Genomic DNA, 13,210 nt, shown 5'->3' with positions numbered 1-13,210 from the left:
CTCTCTTCCTTGAATCCGGCGGGCTCAGGCGCGCAGCTTGCTGCGCACCTGCCCGGCTGCCTTGAGGGGGGTCACCTTGCGCTGCTTCTCGTAGAGGAAGCGCAGCACCTGCTGGCGCAGCTTGTGGTAGTGGGGATCGTCCGCCAGGGCGACCCTGTCTCTGGGCCTTGGCAGGTCCACGGTCAGGATCTCCCCGACGGTGGCGCTGGGGCCATTGGTCATCATGACGATGCGATCGGAGAGCAGCACCGCCTCGTCCACGTCGTGGGTGATCATGATGACGGTGTTGCCAAGCTCCGCCTGGATCGCCATCAGCGCGTCCTGCAGATGGGCCCGGGTCAGGGCATCGAGGGCGCCGAACGGCTCGTCCATCAGCAGCACCTTGGGGGAGAGCGAGAGGGCGCGGGCAATGCCGACCCGCTGCTTCATCCCCCCCGACAGCTCGTGGGGCATCTTCTGGCTGGCGTGATCCATCTGCACCAGGGAGAGGTAGTAGTCCACCCGCTCCGCCACCGCCCGCTTGTCAGACTCCACCTGGGCCACCGCCAGCGCCACGTTCTGCTGGACGCTGAGCCAGGGCAGCAGGGCGTGGTTCTGGAACACCATGGCCCGCTCGGGCCCCGGGCCCGCCACCTCGCGACCATCGAGAATGATGCCCCCCAGGGTCGGCTCCAGCAGCCCGGCCACCAGGTTGAGGACGGTGCTCTTGCCGCAGCCCGAGTGACCAATGAGGGAGACGAACTCCCCCTTCTCGATGCGCAGGTTGACCCGGCTCAAGGCCTCGAAGCTGCCCTGCTCCGTCTCGAACGAGATGCCGACGTCGCTTATCTCCAGATAACTCTTCATTGGCTCTTCTCCTGCCTGAATAGGAATGTGATTAACGCAGCACCTGACGCTTGTCCCAGGACAACCACTGCTGCAGGGCCAGCATGCCCCTGTCCAGGGCGCAGCCGATGAGGCCTATGGTGATCACCGCCACCATGATGCGGGCCAGAGACGCAGAGCCGCCGCTCTGGAACTCGTCCCACACGAACTTGCCGAGCCCCGGGTTCTGGGCCAGCATCTCCGCCGCGATCAGCACCATCCAGGCCACCCCAAGGGAGAGCCGCAGTCCGGTGAAGATCATGGGCAGGGCCCCTGGCAGCACGATGCGCCGCACGTGGGTCACAAAGGAGAGGCGCAGCACCCGGCTGACGTTGTGCAGATCCCCATCCAGCCCCGCCACGCCGACCGCCGTGTTGATCAGGGTCGGCCAGAGGGAGCAGAGGGTCACCGTCAGGGCCGAGGTGAGGAAGGACTTGGCAAGCCAGGGGGTGGGGTTTGCATACAGAGCGCTCACCACTAGCGTGATGAGGGGCAGCCAGGCCAGCGGCGACACCGGCTTGAGCAGCTGGATCACCGGGTTGGCGGCGCGATAGAGCCCCTGATTCATGCCGAGCAGCACCCCGCACGGAATGGCGATCAGGGTCGCCAGCGCGAAGCCGCACAGCACGGTGAGCAGGCTGGTGGCTATCTGATCGAAGAAGGTGGGACGTCCTGTGTAGGGACGCAGCTTCACCTCGGCCGCCGGATCCGCCGCCAGTCGCTCGGCGTTGCGCACCTGCTGGCGTTCGAGGAAGGCCGCCGCCTTCTCCCGCTCCTGCAGATGCTCCTGCCCGAGGGACCAGAGCTGGCTGGCGGTGGCGAGCGGCCCCGGCAGGGTGCCCAGACTGGTCTGCACCTGGCTCGCCCCCCACTGCCAGAGGCCGAGGAAGAGCAGCACGCCGAGCAGGGGCTGCACCATGATTTTCCAGTTGATGGCTTTTAAATGGATGAGGGGCCATGCGTGTCGTTTCATCGGGATCTCCTTGCTCATTGCACCCGCTCATCGCCCTTGAGGCCGATGGCGAACTGTTGCAGGTAGGCGTTGGGGTGGCGGCCGTCATAGATGAGGCCGTCGATGAAGCCATCCTGGGGGCCGCGATAGCCCTGCTCGCTGGCAAAGTGGGGGAAGTCACTGGCCTTGAGCTTGCCCTCGGCGATGAGGGCCTCGGCGGCCTGGCGATAGACATCCGGTTGATAGACGGCCTTGGCCACCTCCTCGAACCAGGCATCCGGCCTGGCCTCGGGGATCTGGCCCCAGCGCCGCATCTGGGTCAGGTACCAGATGGCGTCGGAGTAGTAGGGATAGGTGGCGTGGTGGCGGAAGAAGACGTTGAAATCCGGCACCTGGCGCTTGTCCCCCCTGGCGTACTCGAAGGTGCCCGTCATGGAGCTGGCGATCACCTGCTCGTCCGCCCCCACGTACTCGGGTTTGGCCAGCAGCTTGGCCGCCGCGCGCCGGTTGCCGTTGTCGTCTGCATCCAGCCACCAGGCCGCCCGCAGCAGCGCCTTCACCAGCCGCACATGGGTGTTGGGGTGACGTTCGGCCCACTGCCGGGTGACGCCGAACACCTTCTCCGGGTTGTTGCGCCAGATCTCGTTATCCGTGATGACGGGCACCCCTATGCCCCTGGCGACCGCTTGCTGGTTCCAGGGCTCCCCCACGCTGTAGCCGGCGATGGTCCCCGCCTCCAGGGTGGCGGGCATCTGGGGGGGCGGCGTCACCGACAGCAGCACGTCCGCCTGGCGCTGGCCCGAGTTGTCGCCGAGCCGGGGCGCATAGAAACCGGGGTGCAGGCCACCTGCCGCCAGCCAGTACCTCAGCTCGTAGTTGTGGGGGGAGACGGGGAAGACCATCCCCATGTTGAAGGGCTTGCCCCCCTGGCGATACTCCGCCACCACGGGCTTGAGGGCGGCGGCGCTCACCGGGGGCGGCACCTGGCCCGCCTGCGGCCTGGGCAACTGGGGCGCTATGGCGGCCCAGACGCTGTTGGCCACAGTGATGGCGTTGCCGTTGAGATCCATGGCAAACGCCGTCACCAGCTCGGCCTGGGTGCCGATGCCGATGTGGGCCGCCAGGGGCTGGCCCGCCAGCATCTGGGCACCGTCCAGCTCGCCGTCTATCACCCGATCCAGCAGGATCTTCCAGTTCGCCTGGGCTTCGAGGGTGACGTAGAGTCCCTCATCCTCGAAATAGCCCTGCTCGTAGGCCACCGCCAGCGGCGCCATGTCGGTCAGCTTGATGAAGCCGAGCCTGAGCTCCTCCTGCTCCGGGGCTCCCAGTGCCAGCACCGGCAGCGACAGCGCCGCCAGCAGCAACCCCGCACATCCTTGTCGTCTGTTCATTGCATCTCCTCCCTCGGTTCCGGGTCAGGGCCATGGCGCCAGGCTGCCTGGAATCGCAGTGCCACCTCGTTGCAGCGCTGCGACCCAAGGTGCGTCGCGACCAAAAAAAAGCCCCGCCGATCCGGGATCGGCGGGGCTTCTTTGCCCTGTTGCGGGTGAGTGACCTGACCGGCCCCTCACTGCGCATCGTTACTTCATTGCTATCGTGTTTTTGTTATTCACTTTCCGTGCCAGCTCGTCCAGGGTGCATCAGGCGGCCCTTTGCGGTCTGTGGTGCCCTGATCCTCCCTCAAATTTGCCTCAATTAGGCGCAGTTGCACCAAAACGGTTGGCCACGGGGGCGCTCAGGCGGGCAAAGCCTGCAGCAGTTGCCGCGCCAGCTCCCCCAGGCTCAGGTGACGGCTCATGGCGGTGCTGCGCATCAGGCGATAGGCCTCGTCCTCGTCCAGCCCCTGATGGCGCATCAGGCGTCCCTTGGCCTGCTCGATGAGCCGCCTATCCTCCAGCTTCTGGCGCAGCTCGCTCTCGGTCTGCATCAGGGCCTGCACCATGGCGAGCTGACTGCGGGCCAGACGCAGCCACTGCTCCACCGGCTCACGCTCGCCGCAAGGGTGGGGCACCAGCAACACCCCCTGCTGCAACAGGGCGAGCTGGGTATCGCCCCCCAGCCGCTCGCAGAACAAGAGCCGCGGCATGTCGGGCCAAAGGGAGAGGCCAAGGCGTACCTCGGCGCTGAACTGGCGGCAACTGACGAGCAGGGCATCCCCCCTCTGCGTCGGAGTCAGCAACTGGCGGGTATCGAGGATCCCGGGCTGATGGCCGTAGTGACTGACCAGTAGGGCCAGGCGGTTCGCCTGGCCCGGGTCATCGGCGTGGATCAACAGCCGGGAAGCGGGGCCGTCCTGGCCCCGGGTGGAAAAAGTGGTCATGGCGCTCCTTGCCGGCGACGATCGCGTTCTGTCTGGCGAAAATGCCGCAACATGAAGGCCAACTCTTTGAATCTACCTCCTTTTTATCTATCAGGAGGTAGTGGGGGTAGAGGGAAAATCGCCCCTCAGGCGACCCGTTCCAGGGCCTCCGTCAGCAGCCCCTGCAGCTCGGCGCGCAGCCGCACCACCTCCCCCATGATGATCAGCACCGGGCTCTGGCCCAGCAGGGCACGGGCGGCCTGCTCCAGGCCATCGAGCGTGGCCTCGTGCACCTGCTGGCGGGGGCTGCAGCCAGCCACCACCAGGGCCACCGGCAGCGCGCCCGGAGCCCCCGCCCTCAACATCCCTTCCCGAATGCGGGCCGCCCGCTCCAGCCCCATGTAGAACACCAGGGTGTGGCCCGCCCGGGTCAGCCCGTGCCAGCCCTGATAGTCGCGCTCGTCCATCAGGTGCCCCGTCACCAGGGTCAGGGAGCGGGCCAGCCCCCTGTGAGTCAGGGGAATGAAGCTGCTGGCGGCGCACCCCAGGGCCGCCGTGATCCCCGGCACCAGCTCGGCCTCGATGCCGTGCCGGGCCAGGTGCAGCGCCTCCTCGCCGCCGCGCCCGAACACCAGGGGATCCCCTCCCTTGAGGCGCACTACCCGCTTGCCCGTGCGGGCCAGGGCCAGCAGCAGGGCGTTGATCTCCTCCTGGGTCGGGCTCGGCTCACCGCAGCGCTTGCCCACGTCGAAGCGGGCCGCCCCGTGGGGAATGCGGGCCAGGATCTCGCTCCCCACCAGGCGGTCATAGACCACGACCTCTGCCGCCTCCAGACGGTGCAGGGCGCGCAGGGTCAACAATTCGAGGGGCCCGGGGCCCGCTCCCACCAGACTGATTTGGCTCATCTCAGGCTCCTTGTGTCCTGGCACCGCACTAAGCGGATGCCAGGAAAACATGTTTGATCAACAGCTTGTCGATTTCGGGCAGACAGGTGCCGCAGTTGCTGCCACAGCCGAGCAGGGCCTGCAGCCCCGCCAACTCGCTCACCCCCTGCCGGGTGATGGCATCGACGATGCGCTGCTCCGAGACCCGCAGGCAGGAGCAGACCAGCCGGCTCTCCCCGGCCAGGGCCTGGCTCAGGGTCTGGCTCAGGGCCCCCGCCTGGAGCGGCGTGCCGAGCAGACTGGCCAGCAGGTCGACCTTGATGTCCGGGCGCCGCCCCCCCACCAGCAGGATCCCCTCGATACGATCTCCGGCCAGGGCCACGGCCAGCCACCCCTCCTTCATGGGCAGCTTGAGCCAGTGCCCCTCGGCCCCCAGCCGTTGCCACAGGCGCTCTGTGCTCTCTGACCAGGAGGCCAGCAGGGTGCAGTTCCCCTCGGGCAGGGGACGCCTGGCCCACCAGTCCACCGGCTCGCGCCACTCACCACGGCCACACCAGATCCCTTGCCAGCGGGTGAGCTGCGCCCTGGCCTGCACCAGCCCCTGTTTGAACATCGGCTGGCCGGAAAGGGGATCCACCACGGGGGCGATGAGGCGGTTGACCGCCCCCAGGCTGCACTGGCTGTCGGTCCAGTGCATGGGCAGGAAGGCCTCCCCCTCCCTGAGCCCCTCATCCAGCCCCACCAGCAGCAGCGCCTCCCCGAGCCCGTTGCAAAGGCGCACCAGATCCCCCTCCTTCACGCCAAGCGCCAGCAGGCTGGCGGCCCCCATTCGCACCCTGGGCCAGGGCTCGGCCTCCTGCAACCGGGGCACGTGGCCGGTGCGGGTCATGGTGTGCCACTGATCCCGCAGGCGGCCACTGTTGAGGAGCAGGGAGACAGCCCCTGCAAGCGGGGGCGTTTCTGGCTGCTCGGGGAAGCGCTGGGCCAGGGGCAGCAGGCGGGCCCGGCCATCCGGGGTGGCAAAGCGCCCATCCTCGAACAGGCGATCCCGCCCACGGGGCCAGTCGGCGTTGACGGGCCAGCGCAGGGGAGAAAGGGCCTCGAATTCGGCACGGGTGAGACCCGCCAGCCCGGAGATGTCGAACTGGCGGGATCCGTCGTTCTCAAAGCCGGAGAGGGCGGCATGCTCGCAGAAGATCTCGTGCTCGTGCTCATAGGCGAACCCCTCGCCAAAGCCGAGCCGACGGGCGAACCGGGTCAGGGCCCACCAGTCGGGCCTGGCCTCCCCCGGCAGGGGCAGGAAGGCGCGCTGGCGGCTGATGGTGCGCTCGGAGTTGGTGACGGTGCCGCTCTTCTCCCCCCAGGCGGCGGCAGGCAACAGCAGGTGGGCGAGGCGCGCCGTGTCGGTGTTGGCCGTCACCTCGGAGACCACCAGCAGCTCGCAGCGGCTCAGGGCCTCGCGCACCCGGTTGCCGTCCGGCAGGGAGACCGCCGGGTTGGTGCCGAGCACCCAGAGCGCGCGGATCTCCCCCCGGTGCACCGCCTCGAACAGCTCGACGGCCTTGTGCCCCGGCCCGCGCACCATGGTCGGGCTTCCCCAGAAGCGCTGTACCCGATCGCACTCGGCCTCGCCAAAGCCCATGTGGGCGGCGAGCTGGGTCGCGAGCCCCCCCACCTCGCGCCCTCCCATGGCGTTGGGTTGCCCCGTCATGGAGAAGGGAGCCGCCCCCGGCTTGCCGATGCGACCGCACATCAGGTGGGCGTTGATGATGGCGTTGGCCTTGTCCACCCCCTGGTTGGACTGGTTGATCCCCTGGCAGAACAGGGTGACGGTCTTGGGGGTACGGGCAAAGATCTGGTAGAAACCGAGCAGATCGCTGCGGGAGAGGCCGCAGCTGCGGGCCACCTCGTCCAGCTGCCAGGCGGGGTCGTCCAGCGCGCCCGCAAGTTCCTCGAAACCGCTCACGTGCTGCGCCACATAGGCCTTGTCCCAGCCATCGACATCGAGCAGGTAGCGGCACAGGCCGTTCCAGAGCGTCACGTCGCTGCCGGGTTTGAGCGCCAGATGCAGATCCCCCTGCTCCGCCGTCATGGTGCGGCGGGGATCCAGCACCACCAGCCTGAGCTCGGGGCGCCGCGCCCTGGCCTGCTGCAGGCGGCGAAACAGCACGGGATGGGTCCAGGCGGTGTTGGCACCGGTGAGCACCACCAGATCGGCGAGCTCCAGATCCTCGTAACAGGCGGGCACCAGATCCTCCCCGAAGGCGCGCTGGTGGGCCACCACCGCCGACGACATGCAGAGCCGGGAGTTGGTGTCCACGTTGGCACTGCCGAGGTACCCCTTCATCAGCTTGTTGGCGACGTAGTAATCCTCGGTGGTGAGCTGGCCCGACAGATAGATGCCGATGGCATCCGGCCCGGACTCGGCCAGGATGGCGGCAAAGCGCTCCGCCAGGGTGTCCAGGGCCTCCTCCCAGCCGATGCGCTGCCCTATCCAGCGCGGATAGAGCAGGCGATCGGGAAAGGCCAGGCTCTCCAGCAGGCTGGCCCCCTTGACGCACAGGGCGCCGCCGTTGGCCGGATGCTGCTCATCCCCCTGCAACTGCCAGTTGTCTCCCTCCCGGCTCAGCCGGATGCCGCACCCCACTCCGCAATAGGCACAGGTGGTCTTCATTCCCTTGCTCCTTGTCATGTGTCTGACGAGGGGCCCATAAAAAAAAGCGTCCGCCCCCCTGCGGGGACGGACGCCTTTGTCCGGATGCCTCATCGTCTTGTATGGGGAAGTGACTGCAAACCCCGCGCCAGGATGCAAGGGGCGCCGCCATTGCGCATCAGGGGGTCGGGCTGCGCCGCCACGGTGCAGCCGCCCCCTTGTTGGGCCCGCCTTGCGGGAATCCGCCCCGCACACTGGGCAAGGGGCCCACCGGGGGTATAATGCGCCGCCACACAGGAGAGAGAGATGAAAGTGTCAGATGAAGGCGCTGCCTGGCAGCACCGGGCAGATGCCCGGGAGAGAGGGGACTATTGCGCCATCGGGCTGGTCAATCCCAAATCCCCGGAGAACGTGGGTGCCGTGATGCGGGCCGCCGGCTGCTACGGGGCGGACGAAGTCTACTACACGGGGCAGCGCTTCGAGCTGGCGAGGCGTTTTGTCACCGACACCAAGCAGATGGTGGAGAAGATCCCCCTGCTCGGGGTCGAGGAGCTGCTGGACTTCGTGCCCGAGGGCTGCACCCCTGTGCTGGTGGATTTGATCGAGGGGGCCACGCCCCTGCCGGATTACGTGCACCCCGAGAGAGCCTTCTACATCTTCGGCCCGGAGGATGGCACCCTGGAACCCGCCCGCTTCGCGGCGGTGAAGGAGGTCATCTATGTGCCGACTCAGGGTTGCATGAACCTGGCCGCCTCGGTCAACGTCATCCTCTATGACCGGTTGGCCAAGACGCTCAGAGCCAAAGGCTGAGGCAGGACAAGAGGGGCCCGATGACGGCATCAGGCCCGACAGCTAGGGCTGTGGCTTGTTCGCCCGCACCACCTGTTCCCTGAGAAAGTCCTGGTAGTAGTCGTACAGCTTGTTCTGCCGATAGATCTCCGCCAGCTTGCCCTGCCTTATCAGTGTGCGCATGCCGGGATCCCAGAGCCCGTGCAACTGCCTGCCCTTCGGGGTATCGGCGAAGATGGGGTAGGTCGGAATCCAGCGCAGGAATACCTGTACCAGCTCGGGGGGAAGGGAGCCTTCGGGGTAGAGGGCGCCGTCGGTCAGGTAGTAGCGGTAACGCCCCTTGAGCAGCAATTGCAGCGCCATCTCGTGGCTGTCTATCTCGAACCAGCGCATCGGCTCCGGGATGAACTTGTCAAAGGCCCACCCCCTCAGCCAGAGCACCTCCTGCTCCTTGAGGCTGTGCTCCCCTGCCCAGTGCGGCAGCCAGCGCTTTTGCATCACCACGCTCACGTAGTCCGCCGAGTCGGGGTAGTCGGGCTGATGGACCCCGGGCACTTCTCCCCGATAGACCCCCATCGCCATGTCCCCCTCCTTTTGCGACACCACCGCCAGTGCCCGTTTGTAAGGCACCATGTGAAGCTTCACCTCGTGCCCCAGGGGTTCATAGATGGCTCGAACCACATCCAGATAGACCCCCTTGCCGTCCCGGTGACAGAAGCCGGGCCAGTCGTCGCAATAGACGTGTATGGTGTCTGCCCGCACGAACGAGGTGATCAGCAGGCAACAGAACAGAAAAAGACGAACCATGAATATCCTCAGTGATATGGCACTCGGCAGATGCTCACCGCCGGACGGCCCGTTCAGGCATACAGATAGCATAGAAAAACAGAGTCCCGGCCGACATTTTCCCCATTTTGCGAGCGGGTCGAGGGTTATTGTCGCCCCACAGCGTATCATGGCAAACAAGATTCATTAGTAGCCCAACTTGAGGGGAGATTCTCATGCCAACCATCAAATCCCTGCTCTGCCCCGTCGATTTCTCCGAGATGTCCAGAGCGGTACTCGACTACGCCGTCTTCATGGCCAACACCCACCAGGCCGAGCTCAAACTGGTCCACGTGGTGGATCAGCTACACGGCTTCGACAGCTACAAGATCCTGCACATGACGGCCATCGAGATCACCCACGAGATGGAACGCCAGGCCAAGAGTCAGCTCAAGGAACTGGTCGCCTGCCTGCCGATTCCGGCCAAGTTCGAGGTCCGTTTTGGCCGCGCCGCCGATGAAATCGTCCTCCAGGCGAAGGAAGACAAGGTGGATCTCGTGGTCATGGGCAGCCATGGCCGCTCCGGCATCACCCACCTGCTGGTGGGCAGCGTGGCAGAATCCGTGGTGCGCCACGCTCCCTGCCCTGTGCTGGTGGTCCGCAAATAATCCCCGTCTGATGCGCCAAGGCCAGCATATGCTGGCCTTTTTGCTATTGATTGCCATGGGATGCTCATCTCAGAACCGGTGCACGAGGGATCACGAGAGGTCGTCGCCCAGGTAGAGCGCCGCCCACCAGTCCTGGTTCGCGGACAGGGTCTCAGCCATGGGCATAGATGACGCTCCCTCCCTTGATGGTGTCGATAATGGCCCTGGACTGCTCCCTTGGCAGGGCCGGGCATCCCCAGCTACGCCCCAGCTTGTCAAACTTCTGCAGATGCCTGGGGCTGGCATAATCCGCCCCGTGCACCACGATGGCGCGCTTGCGGGCATTGCTGTTCTTGCCGGGACTGAGGCCATCGAGACGCAGGGAGTAACCGTGCTTGCCCTGATAGGTCTCGGCGGTGCGGTAGACCCCCAGGGAACTTTGCCGGGAATTCATCTGATTGGAGAACTGGCGGGCGGCCAGCTCCCCCGAATTGCGGCCGTGGCTGACCCAGGTGTGGTAGAGCAGCTTGTGGCGCTTGACGTCGATGACGAACAGCCGGCGCATGGTCGAGGGCTTGCTGTAGTCGATGATGGTGAGAATGGGTTTTCGCTTGTGGCGCACGCTCTGGTAACCGTCCAGGGCCTTGCGAAACACGCGGCTGTCGAGCTTGCCGGCCAGCCCGAGCTGACGATAGAGATCCTGGTCCCAGCTGGCGTGGCTGGCGCCGCTGAAACAGAGCGCCCCCAGCAGCAGTGGCAGGCTCAGCCAGAGGCTGCCCCACCACGCACTCCTATCCTGTCCCTTCATCCTTGAAGTTGCTCCCCTTGCTGTCGCTGGCCTGATGCCCCGGGTGACACCGCATCCTGCTGGATAGTTATATGCAAGCCATTGATTGCGAGCAATAAAAAAGCACAAAAATGCCGACCTGAGTCGGCATTGTCCTGCTTGCTGAGCGTGCCTGGATCAGGCACGGCTGAGATAATCCGCCTGCCCCACCCACTTGTAGCTGGTGAGTTCGGTCAGCCCCATGGGGCCACGGGCGTGAAGCATCTGGGTCGAGACCGCCACCTCGGCCCCGAGGCCAAACTGGCCGCCGTCGGTGAAGCGGGTGGAGGCGTTGACATAGACCGCCGCCGAACCGGCCCCGTTGACGAAACGCTCGGCATTGGCGAGGGAGTTGGTCAGGATGGCATCGGAGTGGCCGGCGTTGTGCTCGCGCATATGGGCCAGCGCCTCGTTGACGTCCGCCACCACCTTGACCCCCAGAGTCAGCCCCAGCCACTCGGTGTCGAAATCTTCCGGCCCCGCGTCGCACAGGTTGTCGCTGCCAGCCAGCAGCGCCATGGCGTTGGGCGCGCCCACCAGGGTCACCTTGCGCTCGTTCATCAGAGCCACCAGTTGCGGCAGCAGGGTGGCCGCCACCTTCTCGTGTATCAGCAGGGTATCGAGGGCGTTGCAGGCGGAGGGGCGCTGCACCTTGGCGTTCTCGATGACCGCCAGGGAACGCGCCAGATCGGCGCTCTCGTCCACGAAGATATGACTGATACCAAACCCGCCGATGATGACGGGGATGGAGCTGTTCTCCTTGCACATCTTGTGAAGACCCGCGCCGCCGCGGGGGATGATCATGTCCACGTAGCGGTCGAGGCGCAGCAACTCGGCCACCAGCGCCCTGTCCGGGTTGTCGATGTACTGCACCGCCGCCTCGGGCAGGCCGGACGCCGCCAGGGCATGCTGGATCACCCGCACCAGCTCCAGGTTGGAGTGGAAGGTCTCGCGACCACCGCGCAGAATGCTGGCGTTGCCGGTCTTGAGGCAGAGGCTGGCGATGTCGATGGTGACGTTGGGGCGCGCCTCGTAGATGACGCCGATGACCCCGATGGGCACCCGGCGACGGGAGAGGCGCAGGCCATTCTCCAGCACCCGGCTGTCGATTTCGGCCCCGACCGGATCGTCCAGGGTGATCACCTTGCGCACATCCGCCACTATGCCGGCAAGGCGCGCCGGGTTGAGCAGCAGGCGATCCAGCATGGCTTCCGTGAGCCCCGCCTCGCGCCCGGCGGCGATGTCTTTCTCGTTGGCCGCCAGGATCTGGGCACTGCGTGCTTCCAGTTCATCGGCGATGGCCGCCAGCGCCCGGTTCTTCTGTGCCGTGCTGACGGTGGCCAGTTGATAGGCGGCTTCACGGGCCGCCTGCCCCATTTTCTCCAGACTCATCACAGTTCCCTTTTGTTCATGCGGTGCCGCCCTGTTCAGAGCAGCACCATATCATCACGGTGGATGGCCACGGCCCCATAGCCGTAACCCAATACCTGTTCAATCTGATCCGAGTGGACACCGCGCAGCCGATCCAGCTCCAGATGGTCGTAACGGCAGATACCGCGAGCCAGCTCGCTCCCCTTGGGATCCAGGATACGCACCACGTCGCCACGCACGAAATCTCCCTTCACCGCGACGATGCCCTTGGGCAGCAGGCTGGAGCCCTTCTCCTGCATGGCGGCCACGGCCCCCTGATCCACCTGCACTTCGCCGTGAGGAGGGGGCCCTGCCAGGATCCAGCTCTTGCGCCCTTCCAGGGGGGATGCCAGGGCCGGGAACAGGGTCCCCACCCGCTCCCCGGCGGCGAGTCGGCCGATCACTTCCGGGATCTGGCCGGTGGCGATCACCACGTCCACCCCGGCGCGGCGCGCCACGTCGGCCGCCTGCAGCTTGGTGGCCATGCCACCGGTGCCAAGACCGCTCACGCTGTCACCGGCAAGGGAGCGCAGGGTGTCATCTATGGTCTGCACCTCTTCGATGAGCTGGGCATCCGGGTTGGTGCGCGGGTCGGCGGTGAAGAGCCCCTTCTGATCCGTGAGCAGGACCAGCAAGTCCGCATCCGCCAGGATGGCCGCACGGGCGGAGAGGTTGTCGTTGTCCCCCACCTTGATCTCGGCGGTGGCCACGGCGTCGTTCTCGTTGATGACGGGGATGATGCGGTGATCGAGCAGGGTGCGCAGGGTGTCGCGGGCATTGAGGTAGCGCTCCCTGTCTTCCAGGTCGGCGCGGGTCAGCAGCATCTGGCCGATGTGCAGCCCGTAGAGGTTGAACAGGTCCTGCCATACCCGGATGAGCTGGGTCTGACCCACCGCCGCCAGCATCTGTTTGTTCGGCAGGGTAGGCGCCAGCGGAGGGTGGCCCAGATGCTCACGACCGGCGGCGATGGCCCCCGACGTGACCAGCACGACACGGTGCCCGTGTCGATGCAAGGCGGCACATTGTCTGACCAGCTCGACCATGTGGGCACGGTTGAGGCGGGCAGATCCCCCGGTGAGCACGCTGGTGCCCAGTTTGACGACTATGGTTCTGTTTTCCAT

12 protein-coding genes are annotated in these 13,210 nt (G+C 66.1%); 2 read left to right on the top strand and 10 right to left on the bottom strand.

The window, feature by feature from the left end:
- Positions 1 to 24 precede the first annotated feature (24 nt).
- The 6 genes from AB7E19_RS12425 to AB7E19_RS12400 all read right to left on the bottom strand — a co-directional run bounded on the left by AB7E19_RS12425 (position 25) and on the right by AB7E19_RS12400 (position 7,673).
- Positions 25 to 846: an ABC transporter ATP-binding protein gene (locus tag AB7E19_RS12425; RefSeq protein ID WP_010675449.1), complete on the bottom strand. Its 822-nt coding sequence runs from the start codon at positions 844 to 846 to the stop codon at positions 25 to 27.
- A 31-nt stretch (positions 847 to 877) separates the two neighbouring features.
- Positions 878 to 1,837, bottom strand: coding sequence for an ABC transporter permease (locus tag AB7E19_RS12420; protein WP_319855346.1), 960 nt, complete (start codon positions 1,835 to 1,837; stop codon positions 878 to 880).
- Positions 1,838 to 1,851: 14 nt separating this feature from the next.
- Positions 1,852 to 3,207, bottom strand: coding sequence for a CmpA/NrtA family ABC transporter substrate-binding protein (locus AB7E19_RS12415; protein WP_322130945.1), 1,356 nt, complete (start codon positions 3,205 to 3,207; stop codon positions 1,852 to 1,854).
- Positions 3,208 to 3,551: 344 nt separating this feature from the next.
- Positions 3,552 to 4,136, bottom strand: coding sequence for an ANTAR domain-containing response regulator (locus AB7E19_RS12410; protein WP_010675452.1), 585 nt, complete (start codon positions 4,134 to 4,136; stop codon positions 3,552 to 3,554).
- A gap of 125 nt (positions 4,137 to 4,261) precedes the next feature.
- Positions 4,262 to 5,020, bottom strand: coding sequence for a uroporphyrinogen-III C-methyltransferase (cobA, locus tag AB7E19_RS12405; RefSeq protein ID WP_104452405.1), 759 nt, complete (start codon positions 5,018 to 5,020; stop codon positions 4,262 to 4,264).
- Between the two features lie 28 nt (positions 5,021 to 5,048).
- Positions 5,049 to 7,673: a nitrate reductase gene (locus AB7E19_RS12400; protein WP_322130944.1), complete on the bottom strand. Its 2,625-nt coding sequence runs from the start codon at positions 7,671 to 7,673 to the stop codon at positions 5,049 to 5,051.
- Positions 7,674 to 7,958: 285 nt separating this feature from the next.
- Between AB7E19_RS12400 and AB7E19_RS12395 the strand changes: the two genes are divergently transcribed.
- Positions 7,959 to 8,462 (top strand): RNA methyltransferase, encoded by a 504-nt coding sequence (locus tag AB7E19_RS12395; RefSeq protein ID WP_102948433.1) that lies wholly within the window; start codon positions 7,959 to 7,961, stop codon positions 8,460 to 8,462.
- A gap of 42 nt (positions 8,463 to 8,504) precedes the next feature.
- On the opposite strand, the gene AB7E19_RS12390 is transcribed toward AB7E19_RS12395, so the two are convergent.
- Positions 8,505 to 9,248, bottom strand: a complete 744-nt coding sequence (locus AB7E19_RS12390; RefSeq protein ID WP_102948432.1) for a hypothetical protein — start codon at positions 9,246 to 9,248, stop codon at positions 8,505 to 8,507.
- A 194-nt stretch (positions 9,249 to 9,442) separates the two neighbouring features.
- Here AB7E19_RS12390 and AB7E19_RS12385 point away from each other — a divergent pair, with 194 nt between their 5' ends.
- The gene (locus AB7E19_RS12385; protein WP_041212463.1) at positions 9,443 to 9,874 is read left to right on the top strand and encodes a universal stress protein; all 432 of its coding nucleotides are present in this window, start codon (positions 9,443 to 9,445) and stop codon (positions 9,872 to 9,874) included.
- Positions 9,875 to 10,025: 151 nt separating this feature from the next.
- Here the strand turns inward: AB7E19_RS12385 and AB7E19_RS12380 are convergent, their stop codons facing one another.
- The 3 genes from AB7E19_RS12380 to proB form a co-directional block, all read right to left on the bottom strand.
- Positions 10,026 to 10,661, bottom strand: a complete 636-nt coding sequence (locus AB7E19_RS12380) for a murein L,D-transpeptidase catalytic domain family protein (RefSeq protein WP_042016892.1) — start codon at positions 10,659 to 10,661, stop codon at positions 10,026 to 10,028.
- Positions 10,662 to 10,817: 156 nt separating this feature from the next.
- Positions 10,818 to 12,074 (bottom strand): glutamate-5-semialdehyde dehydrogenase, encoded by a 1,257-nt coding sequence (locus AB7E19_RS12375; protein WP_427935470.1) that lies wholly within the window; start codon positions 12,072 to 12,074, stop codon positions 10,818 to 10,820.
- Positions 12,075 to 12,106: 32 nt separating this feature from the next.
- Positions 12,107 to 13,210, bottom strand: a complete 1,104-nt coding sequence (gene proB / locus AB7E19_RS12370; RefSeq protein WP_048207022.1) for a glutamate 5-kinase — start codon at positions 13,208 to 13,210, stop codon at positions 12,107 to 12,109.

Source organism: Aeromonas sp. (genome assembly GCF_050252055.1).
Classification (GTDB): Bacteria; Pseudomonadota; Gammaproteobacteria; order Enterobacterales; family Aeromonadaceae; genus Aeromonas; species Aeromonas caviae.
This window is presented reverse-complemented; position numbering and strand designations above follow the sequence as displayed.

What these genes read in the sequence shown, in the direction of transcription:
- AB7E19_RS12395 (WP_102948433.1), top strand. Translation starts at nt 7,959, where the DNA reads ATGAAAGTGTCAGATGAAGGCGCTGCCTGGCAGCACCGGGCAGATGCC.
- AB7E19_RS12380 (WP_042016892.1), bottom strand. Translation starts at nt 10,661, where the DNA reads ATGAAGGGACAGGATAGGAGTGCGTGGTGGGGCAGCCTCTGGCTGAGC.
- AB7E19_RS12425 (WP_010675449.1), bottom strand. Translation starts at nt 846, where the DNA reads ATGAAGAGTTATCTGGAGATAAGCGACGTCGGCATCTCGTTCGAGACG.
- AB7E19_RS12400 (WP_322130944.1), bottom strand. Translation starts at nt 7,673, where the DNA reads ATGAAGACCACCTGTGCCTATTGCGGAGTGGGGTGCGGCATCCGGCTG.
- AB7E19_RS12420 (WP_319855346.1), bottom strand. Translation starts at nt 1,837, where the DNA reads ATGAAACGACACGCATGGCCCCTCATCCATTTAAAAGCCATCAACTGG.
- cobA (WP_104452405.1), bottom strand. Translation starts at nt 5,020, where the DNA reads ATGAGCCAAATCAGTCTGGTGGGAGCGGGCCCCGGGCCCCTCGAATTG.
- AB7E19_RS12415 (WP_322130945.1), bottom strand. Translation starts at nt 3,207, where the DNA reads ATGAACAGACGACAAGGATGTGCGGGGTTGCTGCTGGCGGCGCTGTCG.
- AB7E19_RS12410 (WP_010675452.1), bottom strand. Translation starts at nt 4,136, where the DNA reads ATGACCACTTTTTCCACCCGGGGCCAGGACGGCCCCGCTTCCCGGCTG.
- proB (WP_048207022.1), bottom strand. Translation starts at nt 13,210, where the DNA reads ATGGAAAACAGAACCATAGTCGTCAAACTGGGCACCAGCGTGCTCACC.
- AB7E19_RS12385 (WP_041212463.1), top strand. Translation starts at nt 9,443, where the DNA reads ATGCCAACCATCAAATCCCTGCTCTGCCCCGTCGATTTCTCCGAGATG.
- AB7E19_RS12390 (WP_102948432.1), bottom strand. Translation starts at nt 9,248, where the DNA reads ATGGTTCGTCTTTTTCTGTTCTGTTGCCTGCTGATCACCTCGTTCGTG.